Raw genomic sequence first — 22307 nt, forward strand, 5'->3', positions numbered from 1 at the left:
CTCCTTCATTAATTAAATATACAATCCACCATCAACTGTCAATGTTTGCCCAGTAATGTATGTGTTGCTTGCCAAGAACAAAGCGACATCTGCTACTTCAGAAGCCTCACCAAATCGAGACAAAGGAATATTTTTCAATATTTCAGCCTGTGTCTCTTCAGGTAGCACTGCTGTCATATCTGACACAATCATGCCTGGCGCAATCGCATTGACACGAATACCACGCCGCGCACCTTCTTTGGCTAATGACTTTGTAAAGCCAATAATACCAGCCTTTGAAGCAGCATAATTAATTTGGCCCATGTTGCCCATGAGTCCCACAACAGAACTTAAGTTAATAATAGCCCCATGCTTTTGACGAATCATTTTTTTGAAAATGGGTTGTGTGACATTAAAGGTACCATTCAAATTGACATTAACGACATTAGCAAAGTCAGCTGGTGCCATTGCCATAGCAAGTTGATCTTTAGTAATCCCAGCGTTATTGACCAAAACGTCGATACCTTCAAAGCCCTCTTGCTTATAAAGTGCTTTGATACTTGCTTCCGCAGCTTCTGCATCGGCAATATCAAATTGCAATGTCTGTGGCTTTTGCTTAAATTCAGCTAACACTTCTGGCTTAATTTCTGAACGTGCATGTAAAATTAATTGCGCACCAGCGGCATCAAAAGCTTTGGCAATTGCCAAACCAATACCACGTGATGATCCTGTAACTAAGACTGTTTGGTTAGTAAAATCTGTCATGCTTGTGATTGCTCCTTTTCGGCTAATAGCATATCGCGGACATCATTGAAGCTTGCCAAATCTGTTATCGCATAGCGCTTGACGTCCTTTGGCGCGATTTTCTTTGCAAATTTAATTAAAGTGTCAGATGGGCCAACTTCTATGAAGGTATCAACGCCATCATCCAACATACGTTGTAGTGCTTGTGCAAAGTAGGTTGGTGAAATAATTTGCTTCGTTAATGTATCAAATAAGGTGTCCGTTGAAAATGCTTCACCGGTTGTATTTGAGTAAACGGGGTAATTAAATGGGGCGAACGTTTCATTAGTTAGACGCTCAGTTAACTGCGTTGCTGCTTGAGTCAACAATGGTGTATGAAATGCACCAGATACCGGTAATTCAACCATACGCTGAATGCCTGCTTCAGTTAATGCTGTCATTGCTACATCAACATCAGCCGCCACACCACCAATGACCAACTGTGCAAAGGTATTGTAATTAGCCGGATAAACGCGCTTACCCTCTGACTGTAATTTTGCCAGCACATCTTTAACTAATTGTTGATTGTCTCCCATCACAGCGACCATTTTACCAGGATTAGCTTCACCAGCAGTCTGCATATAAATGCCCCGGTCTTTGATAATAGCAACTGCTTGGTCAAACGATAATGCACCAGCAGCTGTCAAAGCCGAATATTCTCCCAAACTTAATCCCAATCCCGCAAGTGGTGTTGGTAACGCGTCGCCCAAAGCATTTACAATCGCCGTACTCATTGCAAGAATAGCAGGTTGTGCATATGCTGTTTGAGAAATTTTACTATCATCATTAGCAACTGATTGTAAATCATAACCCAATATATTCGATGCGCGATCAATCGTTTCTTGATAACCTGGTAGTGCGTCATACAAGTCAGAACCCATACCGGCTTTCTGTGCCCCTTGACCACTAAATAAAATACCTAATTTCATGTTTAACCCCGTATACTATCTATTTACGAAGACTGTACGCCTTCTAAACTTATGATAGTGTTTTATTCTCAATACCCATTACACCGGTAGCCTGTGTCCAAATATCAGACAAAATATCAGCAGCCGGCTTTTCATCTTTAATTAAGCCTGAAATTTGGCCGGCCATAAAGGCTCCGCCTTCCTTATCGCCTTCTTGCACTGCGCAACGCAGTGTGCCTGATTCCAATTTTTCGATAGCAGCAGCGTCTGGCTTTTCTTTTTGTAATTCGTTAACTTCATTTTTAACGAAGTTTTTAGCCATTTTATTTTTCAAGACACGTGCACGATTACCTAATAAGTTACCAGTTACAATCGTATCAATATCTTTAGCTTTCAAAATTTTCGCTTTAAAGTTAGGATGAATTTCTGATTCAGTTGCTGTTAGGAAGCGTGTTCCCATTTGTGCTCCGGCAGCACCTAGCATGAAGGCAGCCGCAACACCACGACCATCCCCAATACCACCAGCTGCAATCACTGGAATATCAACGGCGTCAACAACCTGAGGCACCAAAGCCATTGTTGTCAACATACCAATATGACCACCAGACTCCATACCTTCTGCAATAACAGCGTCAACACCCTTTTTCTCCATCATTTTGGCGAGAGAAACAGACGGTACAACAGGCATAACAATGATCCCAGCAGCATGCAATTCATCTAAGAAAGGTGATGGATCACCTGCACCTGTTGCCACAACTTTAACGCCTTCTTCGATGATAACATCAAATACTTCACGGATATGACGACTCAACAACATCACATTAACGCCAAAAGGCTTATCTGTCAATGATTTCACACGCTTAATTTCTCGGCGTACATCTTCGCCGTGCCAATAACCAGTACCAATAAATCCAAGGCCACCAGCTTCAGAAATTGCTGCTGCTAATGCACCTGTTCCGGCCCACGTCATCCCGCCTTCTACAATTGGGTATTTCATGCCTAACTTTTTAAAAATTGGGTTGTCTACGTTTACTACCATTATGTTTTCCTTTGAATATAATTATGTACGTGACCATAGCTGATCACTTGATACATTAAGCTGCCAATTGTTCCTTAACCTTGTCAACCAAATCTTGGGTTGTCTTGATATCTTCGGCAACAGCCAACTTAATGTCGAAATCATCTTCAACACGGTTCAACACTTCAAACAAGTCCAATGAATCGGCATCGATATCATTTGTCAAATCTGTTGTAAGCGTTACTTCGTCTTCTTCCAAATCAAATTGGTCAACCAAGATTTCCTTAACCTTGTCAAAAATTTCTGCATCTGTCATTATAAGTCTCCTAATATTCGTTTTATGTATTGTCGTTAGATTTTTACGGTGCAGCCGATCTACACCGATTATTTTAGATTTTCCAAATTTGAGCGCCAACTGTTAAGCCACCGCCAAAGCCAACAAAGGCAATTGTTTGGCCAGGATGAATAATTCCAGCTTCTCTTAACTCATCTAATAAAATACCAATACTTGCTGCACTCGTATTACCATTGGTTCCCATATTCATCGGGAATTTGTCAATTGGTTGTCCAAAACGCTTAGCAATAGATGACACAATTCTTGCATTTGCTTGATGTAATAAGTAGAAATCAACATCATCAGCAGCCACTTTCGCCTTTTTCAAAGCACTTTCTAACGCTTCAGGCACTTCACGCGTGGCAAAATTATAAACTTCTCGACCATTCTGGTGAAAATATGGATCTAAACTAGATATTTCACCAGAGAAAGGGTTACTGTTGCCAAATTGTCCGGCAACTAAATTTTCCCCTTTATCACCAAAAGTACGTAGTTCTTCACCAGCTAGGCCAATTGCATCTGATGTGCGTTCAATCATTACACCAGCAGCGCCATCGCCGAATAATACAGCCGTTGTTCGGTCATGCCAATCGACTAATTTTGATAACACTTCGGCACCAATTACAATACCGCGTCGATAACGCGTTAATAAACTTGTGGCAACACTCAAACCATAAACTAATCCGGAGCAAGCCGCACTCAAATCAAAAGCAAACGCCTGATTGGCGCCGATTGCGCCTTGAACAATCGCTGCAGTACTAGGTGACAAGGCGTCTGGTGACATTGTACTGACAATAATAAAATCGATACTCTCTGCCGTCGTCCCTGTCTGCTCAAGCAGCTTTTCTGCCACTTTCGTAGCTAAATCACTGGTGTTTTCAGTGACAACAACATTACGTTGATGAATGCCAGTTCTACTGTGTATCCATTCATCATTTGTGTCCATCATCGTGCTCAACTCGTCATTAGTCACCTGTCGACTTGGAATTTGCCTTGCTGATGCCACAATTTTTAGGTGTTCCATGGCTTCCCCTATTTAATGTTTAATAACATTTGCTAAATAACATACCAAATTATGGATGGCTCGTTGGACAATAACGGTCTCTTGCGGTGCCATGTCTTTTAACAAATTATGTGTTAAATCACGATGAAATCCTTGATGTGCACGATAAACCACTCGTCCCTTGTGTGTTAACCCCAAACGAACAACGCGACGATCTTTGTTAGATCGTCGTCGCTCAATATAACCTTTATCGACTAATTTATCGATGGCAGTCGTCATCGCACTGGGTGTTAAGTGTACAATCTTTGCTACCTGTGATGCACTTTTCTCCGAGTACATCGAAACAGCATCAATGGTGTGCATATCTTTCAAAGTAATATCTGAAAAATCACTCTGCTTTAAGGCAGCTTCTTCAATCCACATCACATTATTGAAAACATCAACTAATTCACCGTTTAACGATTCAAAATTTACTGGTACTGTTTCATTCATTAGTTTCATCTGGTGCAACAACGAACATCAGCTCTGCCGATGTTGCTGTCTTCCCGTCAACTTTTGCTTCCACAATCACGCTCCCCATATTTGCGCGAAGCTTACCAAAAGTAACATGCAACTTCAAAACATCACCAGGTACAACCATTTTCTTGAACTTGGCGTCATCAATACCTGTCATATAAGCTGTCTTACCTTTAAATTGGGGTGAAGACAAAATCAAGATTGAGGCGGCTTGGGCAAGTGATTCAATAATTAGAACACCTGGCATTACTGGATTGCCTGGAAAATGACCTTGGAAAAATTGTTCATTAATTGTGACGTTTTTAACCGCTACAATTGATTCGTCTGGTACCATCTCCTCAACGTAATCCATATAGAGAATGGGATAACGATTGGGAATAAGATCCATAATTTCTGTTGTTGTAAGAACTGGCATAATTCACTAGCATGATTTGACTAAAAAAGCACTTAGCCAAAACACATTTCCTTTCGTCAAATACTTCGATAATCGAAATATATAATAGTCAAATTATCTCATGATTTATTTCGATAGTCAAACTAATTTTTAAGAATTAATAAAAGCACCCGCTATAGGTGCTTAAAAATTAAGAATAATTAATCGTTGCTGCCACTCAGAAATAAAATCATCTGATGCCCATTCATGAACACGCGATGTGTTATAGCCAACAGCAACATTGTAATAAACATTATTGCCAACTTTTAATGGGGCGGGGTGTAAGTGCAGATGGCCGGTAATTGTATTAATCGTATATGATTTATCTAAGATATGGCCGACCTGTTCACTTCCCAGTAGCGCGTTAGCCATATCTAGTCGCGTATTACCGTTTGGAAAACGTTTAATGTAGTCACGTCGGGGAACAAAATGTGACACAACGACAGTTTGCTTCTGCCCTGCAGCTTTTAACTGTTCTGACAACTGTGACATATTACGATTAAAGCGCTCTTTATCTGAAACAGGTTGTTTAATTCGGCGATCATACCAGAACGCCGCCTTAAATTGTGCAATCTGCTCTTCTGTGTAATCATCACCAACAAAATCATAATTGTACCAACCGTTATTGCCAATCAAGCGAACTTCTGGTGTTAAATCAATGAACTTATTATGAAAGTACAAGGGATCAATATCACTTTCTAACTCTTCGTAAGTCACTCCATAACCCATATCATGATTGCCGGCAATAAATCGAATCAACATTTTATCACCCAGGGCTTCTTGCATGTCGCGCGCAAATTTTAACGATTGGTTAAAATCATTAAATAAATCACCGGCAATCACATAAATATCTACCGCATGATTCAACAAATATAATGCTTGAATGTGCATCATCCGCTGGACATCCAACTTATTGAGATCAAAATGATTATCTGATGAAAACGCAACTTTCACAAACAAAACCTCTTTCAAATAGCTGAATAAAGTATAGCATAGATTGGTAAAAAATACCGACACAACACAAAAAAGACCTACACAAGTAGGTCTTCTTTTAATGAAACGAAACAATCAAATTACAATGTAGCGAAGTGCAACAATGTACGGATCATGTTTGAAGTGAAGCCGTATTCGTTATCATACCATGCAGCAACCTTAACAAGTTGTGCATCTTCACCTGAAACGATTTCAGTTTGTGTAGGATCAAATACTGTACCGTGTGTGTCGCCGATGATGTCTGTTGATACCAAACCATCACCATTGTAACCGTATGAATCTGATTCATACTTCTTCATAGCTGCGTTAACTTCTTCTACAGTTACTTCTTTTTCCAAAATAACTGACAATTCAGTGATTGAACCTGCAGGAACAGGAACACGAATAGCTGAACCAGTCAACTTACCATCCAATTCAGGCACAACAAGACCGATAGCCTTGGCAGCACCTGATGAGTGTGGCAATGAGTTTGAAGCAGCATCGCGGTTAGCTTGACGCTTTGCAAAGTTTGAGCTCTTAGGACCATCTTGCAAGCTTTGTGAAGCAGTGTATGCGTGCACTGTCAACATCAAACCAGTCTTAACACCGAATTCCTTTGACAAAGCATTTGCCATTGGAGCCAATGATTGCGTTGTGCATGAACCAGCAGAAACAATCTTGTCTTCTGCCTTCAAAATGTCTTGGTTAACGCCGTAAACAACTGTTGGCACCTTACCTGCTGGTGCAGAAATCAAAACTTTCTTGGCACCGGCATCCAAGTGAGCTTGTGCTTTTTCGGCTGATGTATAGAAACCAGTAGCTTCCAGTACATATTCAACGCCATCATTTTGAACCCACTTTAGGTCAGCAGCATTACGTTCTGCGTAAACTGTGTAGTGCTTACCATCAACGATGATACCTGTTTCATCTGATGAAACTTCTGCCTTCAACACACCATGAATTGAGTCATACTTCAACAAGTATGCCAACATTTCGGGTGAAGTTAAATCGTTAATTGCAACCACTTCAATATCTGAAGCTGTATCTGACAATTCAAGGATACGACGGAAAGCCAAACGGCCAATACGTCCAAATCCGTTAATACCAATCTTAACAGTCATGTGTTTAGATCCTCCAAAAATTTTTGACTTATGTCAACACCAATATTATAGCACAAAGTTAGCGATTGAGCGAACGAAAGCACAACACAAACGATTGCCACCGTTCGTTATACGACAACATGAAATAGCATGATAATTAACACGCCACCAGATTTTCCATCGTCAAAAGCTAGCGCGCACAAGTACTTTTACCTCGATGATTCACAAACAAAAAATATAGTCAAATGATAAAATAGCCTGTATCTTGTCACATCAATAGCCGTAAAAAACAACTCTCAATCACAACATTGTGATTGAGTGAACTTTAAAAGATAAACCTACACTTTTCCTTAGTCATAAGAGGAAAATACTGTTTAGCCTTTATACCCGTTGTTTGGCAACATTAACTTAGTAATTTCACCAGAATTAATATATGCTAACCCTGTTTCAGTATCTACTACCAAACGCCCGTCTTCATCAATCTCTTTAATAACACCATTAATGTGTGTCTGGCCACGTTGTACTTCCACTTGTTGCCCAATCCCAACCACACGTTGGCGATACTGGTCGATATACCGACCATCTTGATAGTCAGCATACATATCAAAAAAATAATTAATTAGCGTGGCAACGACTTGGTTTCGCGACACAGTTAATTTGTCGACTAACGCCCCAGCCTTTTGACTGATTGTTTCGGGGAAACCTGTTGCCGGAACAGCCAAGTTCATCCCAACACCAACAGCTAAAGACGAAAATTGTTGGCTTTCAATATCGATGGTGCCCTCAGTTAAAATACCACCAACCTTACGGTTATGGTAAATCAAATCATTAACCCACTTGAATTCTAGGTCGATATTAAACAATTCTTTTACCATTTTTGATGTTGCGACCGCTGTGCTTGTTGTTAATCGCCCAGGATTGACCGCACTATGTGAATCTAATGGTAACGCAAATGTGACATATAATCCTGTATCTTTGGGTGAAAAAAATTGCCTACCTAAACGGCCAACACCGCCTGTTTGTTGTTCAGCCACCAGTACTGTGGTCTCGTTAATTTCACGTGAACCAAGCTTTTCCTTGGCGTAGATATTTGTTGAATCAATGGTATCAAAAACTTCCAGATTCACATGTTGTTTGAGATATTTTTCTATACCAGCAACTGATATTTTAGCCCCTTCAACATAACGATAACCCTGCCCGCGGACACTTTCTATCGTGTGCCCTTGTGCTTCTAATTTTTGTACAGACTTCCATATAGATGTACGTGTCATACCAAGACTTTGGGCAATCAATTCCCCCGATACCCAGCCGTCGGCCTGAATTAACAAGTATAGTAACTTATCTGCTGTATTCATCACATCTCCTATTTGCTACTCAGCATAAAATTTATGCCAAGATGCGTCAAAACATCTTGGCATAAATGCTATTATTCAATTCCAGAACCAGCCACAATCGTGTCGGGTAATATTGTCACAGTAACAATGTCATTCTTTTCGGCTGATAGAATCATACCTTCTGACACCTCACCCGCCATTTTACGTGGCTTCATATTAGCAACAATGGCAACTGTCTTGCCGACGAGCACTTCTGGATTAGGGTACCATTTGCGAATACCTGATAAAATTTGACGTGGCTTGCCAGAACCATCATCAAGTGTAAACTTCAATAACTTTTCTGACTTGTCAACAAGTTCTCCGGCAACAATTTTAGCGGCTAAAATTTCCACTTTGGCAAAATCATCATAAGTAATCAAATCCCGTTTAGGTTCTTGCGGTGCCTCATTGGCTGCCTGCTTGGCCGCTTCCTTGGCAGCACGGCCTTTGCCTTTGGTATCTTTTGATACTAAGCCGGAAATGAAGGCAACTTCTTCCGTTACATCTTGGCGTGGGAAAATTGGTTCGCCCTTTTTGACCACTGTGCCACCCGTTGGTAATTTACCGAAAGTTAAGCCAGCAATACGTACGCCATTTTCTGGATAAGTGAATCCAAGCTGTTCATAAATTTTCTTTGGTGCTTGTGTTAATACAGGCTGTAACAATACAGCAACAACTCGCAAGGCTGCGGCAAGATGTGCCATGACATTAGACAAAACGACCTTTTGCGTATCATCTTTAGCTAATACCCACGGTTGCGTTTCATCAATATACTTATTTGCCCGGCGAATAATCGTCCAAACGCTCTCTAGTGCATCAGCTGTACGCATGTCTTGGAAATATCTATTGTAGTCTGCAATAGCATCTTCAACTGTACGTACAAGATCTTCATCAAAGTCCGTTTTACCGGTGTGCAATTCTGGCACAACACCATGTTCATATTTATTAATCATAGCAACTGTACGGTTCAACAAATTACCAAGATCGTTAGCTAAATCAAAATTGACTCGGGCCACAAAGTCTTCTGGTGTAAAGACACCATCATTTCCAAAAGGCATGGCGCGTAGCAGATAGTAACGGACAGCGTCCAGACCATAACGTGCCTCAAGCACTTCCGGATAGATTACGTTTCCCTTGGACTTTGACATCTTGCCATCTTTCATAACCAACCAACCATGTCCAATCACTGACTTTGGTAATTCCAATCCAAGGGCATGCAACATAATCGGCCAATAAATGGTATGGAAACGAACGATTTCTTTACCAACAAGCTGCACATTTGCTGGCCAAAACTTATCAAATAAGTCTGTATTATCAGAATCATATCCTAAAGCTGTAATATAGTTTGACAAAGCATCGATCCAAACGTAGATAACATGCTTTTCATCCCCTGGTACTGGAATACCCCAGTCAACAGCTGTACGTGTCACAGCCAAATCTTCAAGACCCGGTGCAATAAAGTTGTTGATCATCTCGTTCATGCGCGCTTCTGGTTGGATGAATTCAGGATGTGTCTTATAATAATCTAACAGCCAATCAGCGTACTTGCTCATTTTGAAGAAATAAGCTTCTTCTTTAACTAACTCTACTTCGTGACCTGAAGGTGCTTTACCACCAATCATTTTCCCAGCATCATCGTGATATACTTCTGCTAATTGTGATTCAGTAAAGTATTCCTCATCAGAAACAGAGTACCAGCCTTCGTACTCCCCTTTGTAAATGTCGCCCTTTTCAAACAATGTATTAAAGATTTTTTGGACGGCCTTCTCGTGACGTTCTTCCGTGGTCCGAATGAAATCATCATATGAAATGTCCATCAGTTGCCACAAGTCTTTAATTTGCTTAGCCATACCATCAAGATAAGCAATCTCAGACGTGCCAGCTGCCTCTGCCTTTTGCTGGATTTTGAGGCCGTGCTCATCCGTTCCGGTCAAAAAATGCACCTGTTCACCAAGCAAACGATGATAGCGCGCTGCAGCATCAGCCAATACAGTAGTATAGGTATTCCCTAATTGTAACTTTCCGGATGGGTAATAAATTGGTGTCGTAATATAGAAAGTCTTGTCTTTTTGCACAGAAAACTGTTGTTCTGCCTTCGAAAACTTATCGTAAATGACAGCTGAATCTGTTAGATTAGCTGTATTAAAAAGAACATTATTTGGTTCTGACATATGAGTCTCTCTTTCTCTAACATGCTAACAAGGGTCTTGTGCATGTTTTTCTGCCGTATGAGGCGTGATTTACTAAGATAATTATAACGAATTTTATTTATTTTTCATAGTTTTTTTCAGCTCGTGCTGCCGATTTGTGGGAAATATTGCCCCTTTATTACTCGACCAGAAACTGATAAGGTAGAATATACCACATTAATAATTTAAGGGAGCTTGATATGACGCAACTCGAACAAATTACGCAATACATGCAGACAGCACTCGCTTCAGATAATTCAGGGCACAGTGCCGATCACATTGACCGTGTCGTGGCGTTAGCAAACAAAATTCTAATCAATGAACCTATGGCCGACCCTTTTATCGTTCGTGCTGCCGCATTACTGCACGATGTCTACGATGATAAATTGTTTAATAATGCATCGGATGTGCAATTAGCAAAATCACATCTTAAAACATTTTTGAGCAATATTTCAGTATCTCAAGACGATATTTCACGGATTTTTTACATTATTGATAATATGTCTTGGTCAAAAGGCATTGGTGGTCAAGCTCAACACCTTGATATCAATGGTCAAATCGTGCAAGATGCTGACCGATTGGAAGCTGTGGGCGCCATTGCCATTACACGTGCCATTACTTATGGTGCCGTGAAAAATCGCATCTTATATGACCCAGCAATTCCACCCCGTATTGCGCAAAACAAAGCTGAGTACCGGAATGATGATAGTACGACAATTAATCACTTTTATGAAAAATTATTATTGATTAAAGACCGTTTAAATACTGACACTGCAAAAAAAATTGCAACTAGTCGTCATCAATTCATGCTCGATTTTCTAGCTCAGTTTAAAGCAGAATGGGATTTAACTAAGTAAAAGATTTGACAACGCTATTAATCCCAGTTAGAATGATATTGTTTTGGAGGATACCATGTTAAAATTACAAGCAGTAATTGCATATTGCTCGAACCGGCGCATTGTTTAGCACCGGTATTTTGACGTTCATTCTATCAAACTATCATACGGACTAACTCAGCGCCAACTAGAAATTAACTAGTTGGCGCTTTTTGTTTGCACAGGAGAAAAAACATGAAGAAAATCACTATCGCCGTCATCACTATCGTCATTATATTAGCCGCTGCTATTGGATTGGCTAGACAGCAAGCGCATCATAAACAAGCGTCAGCTGATACCATATCGCCTAATACACTAACCATTGGATTAGAAGGCACATTTGCGCCATTCTCATATCGACAAGACGGTAAACTGACTGGCTTTGAAGTCGATTTATCTACTGCTATTGCCAAAAAACTTGATTTAAAGCCCAAATACGTCCAGACAAAATGGGATTCTTTGATTGCCGGTTTGGGTTCTAAACGTTACGATGTGATTTTTAACGACGTTGGTGTGACCCCAGAAAGACAGCAAGCTTACCGTTTTTCCACGCCTTATTTATATGCCAAAACAGTCTTAATTAAGCGTAAAAACAATACGCAACTCAATTCTCTAGCAGATCTCAAAGGTAAGAAAATGGCACAATCAACCACATCAAATTTTGGTGTGCTAGCCAAAAAAAATGGTGCTGAAATCGTTGCTGTCCCTGGTATGACTGAAGCCATGAATATGGTGACAACACAGCGCGCTGATGGTGCACTCAACGATCTTGGTGCCTATGCTACCTGGCAAAAAGCCAACCCTGATGCTGATACGACAGCCATTGATTTGAGTAAAGAAAGCCCCGCAGCACCGGCAGCACCATTGTTAGCGAAAAATAATAAAAAATTACAGCAACGTATTGATCAAGCTATTGCAGATTTGAAACAAGATGGCACACTTCAAAAATTGTCATTAACTTACTTCAACGCTGACTTAACAAAGAAATGATTACACGGTAAAAATCAGTGATTTCGATTTTGACCCACACTAAAAACTGAGGATATCACATGTCAGATTTTATCAATTTAGCTATCAAATATTTACCAGAGATTTTGCGTGCGGCATTGTTTTACACGATACCATTAACTATCATTTCTTTTACGTTGGCGATTATTTTTGCCGTTATCACGGCAGTCATTCGCATCATGAAATTACCAAAGTCACCAATCATACGTTTGTTAACTCTTATCATTAAAAGTATGGCCAGCTTTTATGTTTGGTTATTTCGGTCGACGCCTATGATAGTACAATTATTTATTGTTTTTTATGGCCTGCCTAATGCACATATCACGCTTTTTGCAAATGCTTGGGTTGCCGCCATTACAGTTTTCTCCTTAAACACAGGTGCTTATGCTGCTGAAAGTATCCGTGCCGCAATAACTTCTGTCCCAGCCGTACAAAAAGAGGCAGCCGAATCATTAGGCATGTCACCTTTTCAGGTTTATCGTCATATTATTTTGCCACAAGCAGCGCGCATTTCAATTCCACCACTAAGTAATTCGCTCATTAGCTTGCTAAAAGATACTTCATTGGCTAGCGTGATTACGATTGTCGAGATGTTTTACCTTAGTCAACAAATTGCAGCTGAAAACTATAAAATTCTATCCATGTATCTACTTGTTGCCCTAGTTTATGCTGCCATGACAACTATTTTGTCTATCGGTCAGCATTACTTAGAACGTTATACATCGAGGTTTATCCAATGATTCGTATTAATAATTTAGTCCAGCAATACAATGATAAATTAGCCCTTGATCACGTATCGGCTACGTTTCCAGAACATCAAACCACCGCGATTTTAGGACCTTCTGGTTCAGGTAAATCGACTTTGTTACGGGCATTAAATTTGTTAGAAATGCCAAGCAAAGGCACGTTAAAGATAGGTAATGATACAGCGATTGACTTTGATCAACCACTAACCATGCCCCAAATATTAGCAACACGACAGCAGTTTGGCATGGTTTTTCAAGAAAAAGCACTGTTTACACATCTAACTGTCCGAAAAAACCTAACTGAGGGTCCGATTAAAGTCAAAAAAATGTCTATCAAACATGCCAATTTAACAGCAGATCGTCTCCTGCAACAGTTTAATATGACAGATTTAGCTGAACGTTATCCCTATCAACTATCAGGCGGTCAGCAACAGCGAGTAGCGATTTTGCGTGCACTAGCGATGCAGCCTAAGTATTTATTGCTAGATGAACCAACAAGTGCTTTAGATCCAGAATTAGAAGCACAAGTTCTACGCATCTTACGTGATTTGGCATCACAAAAAACGTCGATGATTATCGTGACACATAATATGCAGTTTGCCAAACGTGTTGCTGATCAAGTACTCTTTTTAGAAGCTGGGCAAATCACTTACGCAGGTGCAGCCCATGAATTTTTCGAAGCCCCGAATCCCCGCATTCAAAATTTTTTAAGTGCCATGCAATTTTAAACGAAATCAACAAACTTTTATATGTTAAAATAGTATGATTTCATGACACAAATTAGGGAGTATGATATGGCTAGAAAGCGCACGTATAACCGTCGAAACCAATCACAAAATAAAATATTATCAGTGCTCATTTTAGTTGCTGTGATTGGTTTTTATCTCTGGCAAAACAACCAAGCCTCCCATTCTAATCAAGGTGCAACAAGCACTAAACCGTTTTCGAGTGCTGTGGCTGCTGATAATCAAGCCTTACTTAATTTAAAATGGGACGGCACACTTGATGGTGATGTGGTTCATATTAATAGCGATAAAGCAACCTTTACAAATGTTGAAATGGGGGAAACTTTCCCCTCACAAGGGTCTAAGCTCCGCCCTGTCGATGGTTTGAGTTTATCACCGCTGGATAATCTAGGTCGTTCACAACAAGGTAATTTTATTGCTAGTCGTTCAGCGATGGACAAAGTTACCAAACGTCCAGATCGTATTGGTTACGATGTACGCCCTTCTGGCTGGTTCATTGATGACCGCTTTGATGGCACAAAGTGGGTTGGTGGCTACCATAATAACCCAAATGTTAAATTAGGTAATAGCAAACAGGCACTATGGAACAAGTCGCATATTGTGGGTTATCAATTTTTTGGTATGCCAACCATGGTCACAGAAAACATGACCACTGGTACGCGCGTCGAAAATGCGTACCCTGGACAGCTTGTGGCCGAAGATGACATCCGCAACGCAATTAAAAAGCATCCAAATATCATGATTAGAGGCCAAGTTACACCGCTATATATTGGTACTGAACGCTTACCACGCGGCGTACACTACATGGCTAAATCCATTCAAGATAATGGTAAAATATTAAACTTAAATTATTGGATTTTTAATGTTCAACCTGGCATTACTATTGATTATCAAACTGGTAAAGCAACCATACAAAATAGTGCAAAATAAAAAGCCAATCGAATCAAGACGATTGGCTTTTTTAGCATAATCACTTATTAGTCGTTTCTTACGATTGTATCTTTTAACACCATCGAACTTGAGTGTCCTGGTCCCCCACGATTAGGATCAAAACAACGAATAGCAGCATTCACTGCACTTGGCGCTTCGCCTAGACCAATTGCAATTAAGTCTGCTTTGCCAATATAATGACTAGCATCACCAATGGCAAAAAGCCCTGGTACGTTTGTCTCTAGCGTCTGATTTACCGCAAAGACTTGCCCAGCTAACTTTGGCTGAACTGCCCAAGCTTGGATAGTTTTGTTTTCAGAAATGAAGCCATAGTTAATAATTAAGTCATTAACTATGATGTCGTTAACTTGTTGATTATCTTTAACGTGTGCTAAACGTAATTTCAGACGCCCATCGGGTTGCTTTGAAACTGATAATATTTTTTTAGGCGTTTCTCGAATAACCTTAGATGCCATCAACGTTTTAACACTTTGTTCCATTGCTCTAAAATTATCGCGTCGATGAATTAAAGTTGTTTCTGCTGCAATATGGCTTAACATCGTTGCCATATCGACGGCTGAGTCACCACCACCCGCAATCGCAATATGATGATTATCAAAGTCGTGCTTATTTTTTATAAAATAATGCACCCCTTGACCCACTAAATTATCAACACCGGCAACTTGAATTTTACGTGGTTCAAAAGCACCTTTACCCGTTGCGACAATAACTGTTTTAGCTTGAATAGACGTGCCATTATTTGTTATTACTGTGAATAAATTGCCGCTTTTTTCTAAGTTAACCACTGTTGTCTGCGTTCTAATATCGACTGGAAAACGCTGTAATTGCTGTGATAGTGCAGCAATAAAATCGGTTCCTTTAGTTGCTGAAAAACCAGCAACATCCAAAATTGTTTTTTCCGGATAAAGCGATGTAACTTGCCCACCAAGGGTTGCTAGGCTTTCTAAGAGTATCACCTTTGTATCACGCAAACCAGCATAAAATGCTGCAAACATGCCGACTGGGCCACCACCAATGATAGCAATATCATAAATTTCTTGTGCCATATTACCTTCAATAAACCCAATTTTTTGGGCAACCGTCCTTTCAAATAAAAATTCTACTCCCATTATTATACCTATTATGACATCTTTTAACGCACTTTTTTTCGACAGTCGGTATAATAGAGATATTAATGACTTGGAGGATAGATGTGTTGCATCATTAGCGACAACACAAAAAAAATTATGGCTCAAAAAAAGATGATTCTTGACCTTGATACTGGCATTGACGATGCCCTCGCTCTGGCTTATGCTGTTGGCAATCCAAACGTTGACTTGATTGGCGTTATCGCAAGTTACGGTAATACTTATGTTGAAACGGCTGCACAAAATTCGTTGAATCTATTGCACCTACTTGGCGCCGATGAAGTGCCTGTCTTTTTGGGAGAAAGCCACGCCTCAACAGCTGACCATTTTGATGTTATGCCAATTTCTCAGTTAATTCATGGTAAAAATGGTGTCGGTGAGGTACCCTTAGATGTCGCCCCACGTGGTGTTGAGAAACAATCTGGCGTTGATTTTTTGATTGCATCAGCTCATCAATATGCTGAGGATTTAATTTTCATTCCAACCGGCCCGTTGACAAATTTGGCTACAGCAATTAAAAAAGACGCTGAAGTTGCTCACTTAATTGGCAACACCACCTTAATGGGTGGTGCACTGACAGTGCCTGGCAATGTATCGCCATTTACCGAGGCCAATATTCACCAAGACCCTGAAGATGCTGACTACGCTTTTACTCGCCAAAAGAACCTGACAATGGTGGGATTAGACGTGACATTGCGGACACTGCTGACAAAAACAGAAACCGCCGCTTGGCGTGCTTTAGGCACCTTAGCGGGTGAAAAATATGCCGACTTGATGGATTTCTACATTGATGCTTACTACAATTTAGATATCGACAAAAAAGGCGCAGCGCTACATGATCCATTAGCTGTAGCTGTTGGTATTGATCCAACTTATGTGACAACAATGCCTTTAGCTATGCATGTTACCTATGATCGTGATAGTGGTGATTATGGTCGTACTATTGGTGATAAAGAAAAATTGCTTGAACCAACAACAACTAAAGCAGCTATTTTAGTTGACACTACTCGTTTTGTCTCTGATTTTCAAAAGATGATGCTGACTGTTCTAGCTTAATAAAAAAGTGTTGCAACGCGATAACGTTGCAACACTTTTTTATTCACGTATTTGGCCTTGACCAAAGACTTCGTATTTAATTGTTGTCAATGCTGGTAAGCCCATCGGCCCACGCGCATGTAACTTTTGGGTTGAAATACCAATTTCAGCGCCAAAACCAAATTCAAAACCATCAGTAAAGCGACTTGATGCATTTTGATACACTACAGCAGCATCTACTTGATTCATAAATTGTGCGACATTTTCAGAAGACTTACTGATAATCGTTTCTGAATGATGTGTTGTATGGTTATTTATCCAATCAATCGCATCATTGGTATCAGAAACAATTTTAATCCCCATAATCAAATCATTATACTCAGTATCCCAATCTTGTTCTGATGCCAAGCTAATCCGTGGGTCTAGCTGGTGGCTGGCTTGATCCCCACGCAATTCAACATGTGCACGGACCAATTTTTCGGTAATCTTAGGTATAAATTCAGCCGCAATAGCCACATCAACCAATAACTTTTCTGCTGCATTACAGACAGCAGGTTTTTGTGTCTTAGCATTGTGAATAATTGCAATAGCTTGCTCTTGATCTGCTGATTGATCCACGAAAATGTGGGTATTTCCGGCCCCAGTCTCTATCACAGGTACTGTCGCATTAGCCACAACAAAGTCAATGAATTTTGCTGAACCTCGTGGAATTAGGACATCAACGTAGTCTCGCATATTTAGCAAGACATTCACTGACTCGTGAGATGTATCCGTAATCAATTGGATAATATCTGGATTCAGCGCATTATCTCTCAAAACATCACGCAAAATATTTGCTAACACGGTATTGCTATGAATGGCTTCTTTCCCACCACGCAAAATAACAGCGTTTCCTGATTTCAAAGTTAATGCTGCTGCATCGATTGTGACATTCGGACGTGCTTCATAAATCATAGCCACCACGCCTAATGGCACCACTCTTTTAACAATTTTCAAATCAACATGTGTTTGCCAAGTATCAAAAGGCCCTGCTAATGGGTCGGGTAATGCAACAACTGCCAATAACGATGTCGCAATAGCTTTAATGGTTGGTTGGTCCAGAGTCAATCGCTTAATCATCGGTTGACTTAAAGTATTCGCATAAGCCGCTATATCTTCCTTATTAGCTGCCATAATGGCCGACTGGTTATCTAACAATGCCTGACTCATTTGACGTAATAAATCATTTCGTGTTGTTATTGTTAGTCCCGCGACATCAGTCGCTGCTGTCTTAGCGCGCTGTCCAATTTCTTGTACGCTTACTACCATATTAAACTCCTTTAAATAAAGTACCAACTTGTTTTCCGTTAACTACATCTAATATTGTAGCGGGATTTTCGCCATTAATTAATACCATTTGGCGTGCTCGTTTTAATAAATAATCGGCTGCATACAATTTAGTGGCCATTCCACCCGTTCCTAGTGTTGATGAGCCATTAGCACCAGCCAACAATTCAGCTGTCACTTCAGACACTAGTGGGATTGCCTGTGCATTTGGGTTGACGTGTGGATTAGCTGTGTATAACGCATCAATATCGCTTAGGACCACAAGACTATCAGCAGATGTCTCATGTGTCACAATTGCTGCTAGGCGATCATTATCACCAAAAGAGTGTTGGTGGTCTAACTCATCAACCGCAATAACATCATTCTCATTAATAATCGGAATAACATTTTGACGCAACATAGCCTCAATGGCATCGATTGTATGACGTAACATTTGCTTATTGTTGAAAACATCATAGGTTAAAAGTACCTGTCCAACATGTTGTTGATAAAAAGCAAAACTCTGATTATAAATTGCCATTAAATAGCTTTGCCCAATAGCTGCAAGTGCTTGTTGCGCAGGAATGTCAGTTGGCCGTGTGCGACTATTCATCTGATTTAATGCAACGCCAATGGCACCGGAAGTAACTAAAATAACATCATAATTTGATTTTTGTAGCTGTGTGAGTGTTTGTGCTAAACGATTAATTACTGGATACTTAATATCGCCAGTAGCATCAACAATAGTACTGGTACCAACTTTAACGACAATGCGTCGCCACGCTTTATCAGATTGAATGTCTGACCGTGATAATTGCATGATAATTGCGTCCTTTTTTACTTGCATGTTCATGGTTGTTAGCTATGTCTGACACAGGTAATAACGCACGGTATAATGATTTTCTCATTTAACATTTATCATTATATCATGAATAGACAGGTATAAAAAAATAAAAACATGATGCGACTCATGTTTTTATTTTTTAGCGATCATATTCTGATAAAAACTTTTCAATCTTGTCACGATAAAGTACTGGGTGGTCATGAAAACTCTGAACATGCTTTGAGCCTTGACTAACCCACAATAATTTTGGTGCTTTTAAAGCTCGATATAATGGATAAACCATCTTGGTTGGTACAAAATCATCGGCACTGCCATGTATAAAGAAGGTTGGTAATGAACTTTTAGACACTTGTTTTAAGGGACTCACTTCGCCGTAAAAGTAACCAGCACGAATTTTTGAAATGCCGGAAACAACATTAACAAACGGAAAACTTGGCAAATGATACATTGCTTTCGCTTGATATTTTGTTTCGTCTGCTAAATTTGTATAGGCAGAATCTGCAATAACTGCTTTAACTTGATGTGGTAAGTCAGGCTCACCAGAGACTTGCAGTACCGTTGCTGCACCCATACTCATACCGTACATAATAATATCGGTATCCTGACCCTGGTATTTAATAATTTGATTCAACCATTGAATATAGTCACGGCGATCAAGCCAACCATAGCCAATGATTTTTCCTTGAGAATCACCATGTGCACGATTATCAGGAATCAAAACATTGTACCCTAATTCATGAAATAGTTCACCATAAATTGCCATGGTTGTTTTATTATTGTGCCAACCGTGAGCGAGTATCGCTGTTTTGTTGGTTTTTTTATCGGCTGGTACGTACCAGGCATCTAATTTTAAGCCATCACGCGTTGTTTCATGCCAAATTTGCTTGTGACGTGCCAGAAATGTATTTTCATATCGGTAAAGTGAGTTATCTTTTGAGCGCAAGATATCTGGTTGGTTTGACTTTGGATTACGTACTTGCGCGACATGAAAAAAATACATACCTGATAGCAGCAAGATAATGACAATCACAACCACAAACCCGATCAGCCATTTGACTAAGTTGTGCATATTTGTTTACCCCTTAAAGTAATTATTGTACACCCCTATCATCTTTCTCGCAATTAAGGGCACTTATTCTGAGCAATCACTTACTGATATGATAATAAATTCATTTACTTGCAATATACTCATCATGAAAAATGGTATACTAAAAAGAAAGTCAAAAAGAGGTATAAACATGGGTTACTCACAGACCTGGGATTTAGAAAGTATCTATCCCGGCGGCATCAGTTCACCAGCTTTAGAGGCAAAATATCAAGCAGTAGCACAGGATATTAAATTGTTTGAGCAGGACCTCACATCAGCAGAAACTTCAGCTGATAGCCTTGCCGATTTATCTGATTTAGCACAAAAAATTGGTTCTGGGTTGGGCACAATCAGTATTTTCATTAATGGTTGGGCTTCAGTTGATTATGGCAACAGTATTTATGGCCCTCATTTTGCTAAACTGGGTCAACTGTTTGCTGATTTTGCTACACCCATGAACAAATTCAAAAAATTATTGTTAAGCTTGAACGAATCAGCGTTTAGAGATGTACTAAAAACACCTCGCTTAGAACCAATCGCTTTTTACCTTAGCGAATTGCGAACTGATGCAAAGCGACTACTCGATGACCAAACTGAAACATTAATCAACCAATTTGATTTAGACGGTCAGCAAGCTTGGTCACAGCACTATGATACAATTTCATCCGGCTTATCGATGACTTATACAGATGACAATGACGGCAAAACACGTCGCATTTCTGCAGGACAAGCACTCAATATGTTAGATGGCGAACCCGATAACAAAACGCGTGCCAACATTATGACAAATTATGAGAAAATGTGGGGCAATGCTGAAAACTTAACTGCTGATACACTCAATCATTTGGCAGGTTTTCGTTTAACTAATCAAAAGGCACATGGTCGTCAATCACACTTAGAACAGCCATTAGAAATGAATCGTATGTCCCAAGCAACACTAGATGCCATGTGGTCGGTTGTTGATAATAATAAAGCCATGTTCAAGCCTTATTTTGAACGTAAAAAACAACTGCTCGGTTTAACGCAACTTGGCTGGCAAGATCAAGTTGCGCCACTGACATCCATTGGTAATTATCAACCCGCCGAAGTGTCTTATGACGATGCAGCAGATTTTATTGTGACACAGTTTGGCAAATTTTCTCCTAAAATGGCTAGTTTTGCTAAAATGGCATTTGAAAAGCGTTGGATAGAATCTGAAAATCGTCCTGGCAAGCAACCAGGTGGTTATATGGAATCTGTTCCTGATTTGCATGAATCCCGTATTTTCCTGACTTACACTGGCTCTGTCAATGATGCAGCAACAATTGCACACGAATTAGGACACGCTTTTCATTCTGCACAGCTAACGGATTTACCTCTTTGGCGTGATGCCTATGCGATGAATGTGGCTGAAACAGCCTCAACATTCGCTGAGTTAATTGTTAACGATGCAAATGTTAAGGCAGCAACTTCTGATGCCGAAAAGCTCGTGCTGCTTGATGCGAAAATGACAAACCCTATTGCCATGTTTTTAAATATTCATGCACGCTTTTTATTTGAGGATGCTTTTTATAAAGAACGTCAGCATGGCGTCGTTACACCGCAAAAACTTAATGCACTGATGGATGAGGCTCAAATTTCGGCGTTTGATGGCATCCTAGATATACGCCATCCACATTTTTGGTCCTCAAAACTACATTTCTTTATCGATTCCGTGCCATTTTATAATTTTCCGTATACCTTTGGTTATTTATTCTCAGCTGGCATTTATGCTGAAGCCCAAAAAGATCCTAATGGATTTGAAGATAAGTATATTGCGCTGCTTCGCGACACAGCTAACATGACTTCAGAAGCACTGGCACAAAAACATCTTGGTGTTGATTTAACGCAACCTGATTTCTGGCAAGCAGGTGCTGACCTGATTCAACAAGACATCAACGACTTTTTGAGATTGTCGGAACAATTTATTTAAACAAAAAGCCAAGCACAATGCTTG

22 protein-coding genes are annotated in these 22307 nt (G+C 40.0%); 7 read left to right on the forward strand and 15 right to left on the reverse strand.

What is annotated here, in order from left to right; genetic code table 11:
- Window positions 1-12: 12 nt before the first annotated feature.
- From fabG to metG, 11 genes are all read right to left on the reverse strand, one after another.
- Window positions 13-744 carry a 3-oxoacyl-ACP reductase FabG gene (gene fabG / locus FGL72_RS06900; protein ID WP_004901131.1) on the reverse strand — a complete coding sequence of 244 codons (732 nt, stop codon included), beginning with the start codon at window positions 742-744 and terminating at the stop codon, window positions 13-15.
- Window positions 741-1691, reverse strand: a complete 951-nt coding sequence (locus tag FGL72_RS06905) for an ACP S-malonyltransferase (RefSeq protein WP_040176581.1) — start codon at window positions 1689-1691, stop codon at window positions 741-743. Before FGL72_RS06905 ends, fabG begins: the two co-directional genes overlap by 4 nt.
- Before the next feature lie 49 nt (window positions 1692-1740).
- Window positions 1741-2709 (reverse strand): nitronate monooxygenase, encoded by a 969-nt coding sequence (locus FGL72_RS06910; protein ID WP_004901137.1) that lies wholly within the window; start codon window positions 2707-2709, stop codon window positions 1741-1743.
- Window positions 2710-2764: 55 nt separating this feature from the next.
- Window positions 2765-3004, reverse strand: coding sequence for an acyl carrier protein (locus FGL72_RS06915; protein WP_004904335.1), 240 nt, complete (start codon window positions 3002-3004; stop codon window positions 2765-2767).
- 73 nt (window positions 3005-3077) lie between these two features.
- A complete protein-coding gene (locus FGL72_RS06920; protein WP_004901144.1) occupies window positions 3078-4046 on the reverse strand; it encodes a beta-ketoacyl-ACP synthase III in 969 nt (322 codons plus the stop codon).
- A 12-nt stretch (window positions 4047-4058) separates the two neighbouring features.
- A complete protein-coding gene (locus FGL72_RS06925; protein WP_004907458.1) occupies window positions 4059-4517 on the reverse strand; it encodes a MarR family winged helix-turn-helix transcriptional regulator in 459 nt (152 codons plus the stop codon).
- Window positions 4510-4956 carry a 3-hydroxyacyl-ACP dehydratase FabZ gene (gene fabZ, locus FGL72_RS06930; protein ID WP_004901151.1) on the reverse strand — a complete coding sequence of 149 codons (447 nt, stop codon included), beginning with the start codon at window positions 4954-4956 and terminating at the stop codon, window positions 4510-4512. Before fabZ ends, FGL72_RS06925 begins: the two co-directional genes overlap by 8 nt.
- Window positions 4957-5118: 162 nt before the next feature.
- Window positions 5119-5928 (reverse strand): metallophosphoesterase, encoded by an 810-nt coding sequence (locus FGL72_RS06935; RefSeq protein ID WP_085699818.1) that lies wholly within the window; start codon window positions 5926-5928, stop codon window positions 5119-5121.
- Between the two features lie 119 nt (window positions 5929-6047).
- On the reverse strand, window positions 6048-7067 hold the full coding sequence (gene gap, locus FGL72_RS06940; protein ID WP_004901157.1) for a type I glyceraldehyde-3-phosphate dehydrogenase: 1020 nt from the start codon (window positions 7065-7067) through the stop codon (window positions 6048-6050).
- Between the two features lie 353 nt (window positions 7068-7420).
- Window positions 7421-8401 (reverse strand): biotin--[acetyl-CoA-carboxylase] ligase, encoded by a 981-nt coding sequence (locus FGL72_RS06945; protein WP_040189856.1) that lies wholly within the window; start codon window positions 8399-8401, stop codon window positions 7421-7423.
- 71 nt (window positions 8402-8472) lie between these two features.
- Window positions 8473-10590, reverse strand: a complete 2118-nt coding sequence (gene metG, locus FGL72_RS06950; protein WP_004901162.1) for a methionine--tRNA ligase — start codon at window positions 10588-10590, stop codon at window positions 8473-8475.
- Window positions 10591-10808: 218 nt separating this feature from the next.
- On the opposite strand from metG, the gene FGL72_RS06955 reads away from it, so the two are divergent.
- From FGL72_RS06955 to FGL72_RS06975, 5 genes are all read left to right on the forward strand, one after another.
- Window positions 10809-11465, forward strand: coding sequence for an HD domain-containing protein (locus FGL72_RS06955; protein WP_004901164.1), 657 nt, complete (start codon window positions 10809-10811; stop codon window positions 11463-11465).
- Window positions 11466-11678: 213 nt separating this feature from the next.
- Window positions 11679-12473 carry a transporter substrate-binding domain-containing protein gene (locus tag FGL72_RS06960; protein WP_085699816.1) on the forward strand — a complete coding sequence of 265 codons (795 nt, stop codon included), beginning with the start codon at window positions 11679-11681 and terminating at the stop codon, window positions 12471-12473.
- A 59-nt stretch (window positions 12474-12532) separates the two neighbouring features.
- The gene (locus tag FGL72_RS06965) at window positions 12533-13231 is read left to right on the forward strand and encodes an amino acid ABC transporter permease (RefSeq protein ID WP_085699814.1); all 699 of its coding nucleotides are present in this window, start codon (window positions 12533-12535) and stop codon (window positions 13229-13231) included.
- On the forward strand, window positions 13228-13965 hold the full coding sequence (locus tag FGL72_RS06970) for an amino acid ABC transporter ATP-binding protein (protein ID WP_085699812.1): 738 nt from the start codon (window positions 13228-13230) through the stop codon (window positions 13963-13965). Before FGL72_RS06965 ends, FGL72_RS06970 begins: the two co-directional genes overlap by 4 nt.
- 66 nt (window positions 13966-14031) lie before the next feature.
- On the forward strand, window positions 14032-14913 hold the full coding sequence (locus tag FGL72_RS06975) for a DNA/RNA non-specific endonuclease (RefSeq protein ID WP_085699810.1): 882 nt from the start codon (window positions 14032-14034) through the stop codon (window positions 14911-14913).
- A gap of 47 nt (window positions 14914-14960) precedes the next feature.
- Here FGL72_RS06975 and FGL72_RS06980 read toward each other — a convergent pair whose 3' ends face one another.
- Window positions 14961-15980 (reverse strand): NAD(P)/FAD-dependent oxidoreductase, encoded by a 1020-nt coding sequence (locus FGL72_RS06980; RefSeq protein WP_170167821.1) that lies wholly within the window; start codon window positions 15978-15980, stop codon window positions 14961-14963.
- Between the two features lie 180 nt (window positions 15981-16160).
- Here FGL72_RS06980 and FGL72_RS06985 point away from each other — a divergent pair, with 180 nt between their 5' ends.
- On the forward strand, window positions 16161-17117 hold the full coding sequence (locus FGL72_RS06985; protein ID WP_133286263.1) for a nucleoside hydrolase: 957 nt from the start codon (window positions 16161-16163) through the stop codon (window positions 17115-17117).
- Between the two features lie 39 nt (window positions 17118-17156).
- Here the strand turns inward: FGL72_RS06985 and FGL72_RS06990 are convergent, their stop codons facing one another.
- From FGL72_RS06990 to FGL72_RS07000, 3 genes are all read right to left on the reverse strand, one after another.
- A complete protein-coding gene (locus FGL72_RS06990; protein WP_040189848.1) occupies window positions 17157-18404 on the reverse strand; it encodes a glutamate-5-semialdehyde dehydrogenase in 1248 nt (415 codons plus the stop codon).
- Between the two features lies 1 nt (window position 18405).
- A complete protein-coding gene (gene proB / locus FGL72_RS06995) occupies window positions 18406-19221 on the reverse strand; it encodes a glutamate 5-kinase (RefSeq protein ID WP_004904348.1) in 816 nt (271 codons plus the stop codon).
- A gap of 163 nt (window positions 19222-19384) precedes the next feature.
- On the reverse strand, window positions 19385-20314 hold the full coding sequence (locus FGL72_RS07000) for an alpha/beta hydrolase (RefSeq protein WP_004904349.1): 930 nt from the start codon (window positions 20312-20314) through the stop codon (window positions 19385-19387).
- A gap of 169 nt (window positions 20315-20483) precedes the next feature.
- Between FGL72_RS07000 and FGL72_RS07005 the strand changes: the two genes are divergently transcribed.
- Window positions 20484-22283, forward strand: coding sequence for a M3 family oligoendopeptidase (locus tag FGL72_RS07005; RefSeq protein ID WP_085699806.1), 1800 nt, complete (start codon window positions 20484-20486; stop codon window positions 22281-22283).
- Window positions 22284-22307 lie beyond the last annotated feature (24 nt).

It is taken from the genome of Leuconostoc citreum, assembly GCF_007954785.1.
GTDB lineage: Bacteria > Bacillota > Bacilli > Lactobacillales > Lactobacillaceae > Leuconostoc > Leuconostoc citreum.

What these genes read in the sequence shown, in the direction of transcription:
- fabG (WP_004901131.1), bottom strand. Translation starts at nt 744, where the DNA reads ATGACAGATTTTACTAACCAAACAGTCTTAGTTACAGGATCATCACGT.
- FGL72_RS06905 (WP_040176581.1), bottom strand. Translation starts at nt 1,691, where the DNA reads ATGAAATTAGGTATTTTATTTAGTGGTCAAGGGGCACAGAAAGCCGGT.
- FGL72_RS06910 (WP_004901137.1), bottom strand. Translation starts at nt 2,709, where the DNA reads ATGGTAGTAAACGTAGACAACCCAATTTTTAAAAAGTTAGGCATGAAA.
- FGL72_RS06915 (WP_004904335.1), bottom strand. Translation starts at nt 3,004, where the DNA reads ATGACAGATGCAGAAATTTTTGACAAGGTTAAGGAAATCTTGGTTGAC.
- FGL72_RS06920 (WP_004901144.1), bottom strand. Translation starts at nt 4,046, where the DNA reads ATGGAACACCTAAAAATTGTGGCATCAGCAAGGCAAATTCCAAGTCGA.
- FGL72_RS06925 (WP_004907458.1), bottom strand. Translation starts at nt 4,517, where the DNA reads ATGAATGAAACAGTACCAGTAAATTTTGAATCGTTAAACGGTGAATTA.
- fabZ (WP_004901151.1), bottom strand. Translation starts at nt 4,956, where the DNA reads ATGCCAGTTCTTACAACAACAGAAATTATGGATCTTATTCCCAATCGT.
- gap (WP_004901157.1), bottom strand. Translation starts at nt 7,067, where the DNA reads ATGACTGTTAAGATTGGTATTAACGGATTTGGACGTATTGGCCGTTTG.
- FGL72_RS06945 (WP_040189856.1), bottom strand. Translation starts at nt 8,401, where the DNA reads ATGAATACAGCAGATAAGTTACTATACTTGTTAATTCAGGCCGACGGC.
- metG (WP_004901162.1), bottom strand. Translation starts at nt 10,590, where the DNA reads ATGTCAGAACCAAATAATGTTCTTTTTAATACAGCTAATCTAACAGAT.
- FGL72_RS06955 (WP_004901164.1), top strand. Translation starts at nt 10,809, where the DNA reads ATGACGCAACTCGAACAAATTACGCAATACATGCAGACAGCACTCGCT.
- FGL72_RS06960 (WP_085699816.1), top strand. Translation starts at nt 11,679, where the DNA reads ATGAAGAAAATCACTATCGCCGTCATCACTATCGTCATTATATTAGCC.
- FGL72_RS06965 (WP_085699814.1), top strand. Translation starts at nt 12,533, where the DNA reads ATGTCAGATTTTATCAATTTAGCTATCAAATATTTACCAGAGATTTTG.
- FGL72_RS06970 (WP_085699812.1), top strand. Translation starts at nt 13,228, where the DNA reads ATGATTCGTATTAATAATTTAGTCCAGCAATACAATGATAAATTAGCC.
- FGL72_RS06975 (WP_085699810.1), top strand. Translation starts at nt 14,032, where the DNA reads ATGGCTAGAAAGCGCACGTATAACCGTCGAAACCAATCACAAAATAAA.
- FGL72_RS06980 (WP_170167821.1), bottom strand. Translation starts at nt 15,980, where the DNA reads ATGGCACAAGAAATTTATGATATTGCTATCATTGGTGGTGGCCCAGTC.
- FGL72_RS06985 (WP_133286263.1), top strand. Translation starts at nt 16,161, where the DNA reads ATGGCTCAAAAAAAGATGATTCTTGACCTTGATACTGGCATTGACGAT.
- FGL72_RS06990 (WP_040189848.1), bottom strand. Translation starts at nt 18,404, where the DNA reads ATGGTAGTAAGCGTACAAGAAATTGGACAGCGCGCTAAGACAGCAGCG.
- proB (WP_004904348.1), bottom strand. Translation starts at nt 19,221, where the DNA reads ATGCAATTATCACGGTCAGACATTCAATCTGATAAAGCGTGGCGACGC.
- FGL72_RS07000 (WP_004904349.1), bottom strand. Translation starts at nt 20,314, where the DNA reads ATGCACAACTTAGTCAAATGGCTGATCGGGTTTGTGGTTGTGATTGTC.
- FGL72_RS07005 (WP_085699806.1), top strand. Translation starts at nt 20,484, where the DNA reads ATGGGTTACTCACAGACCTGGGATTTAGAAAGTATCTATCCCGGCGGC.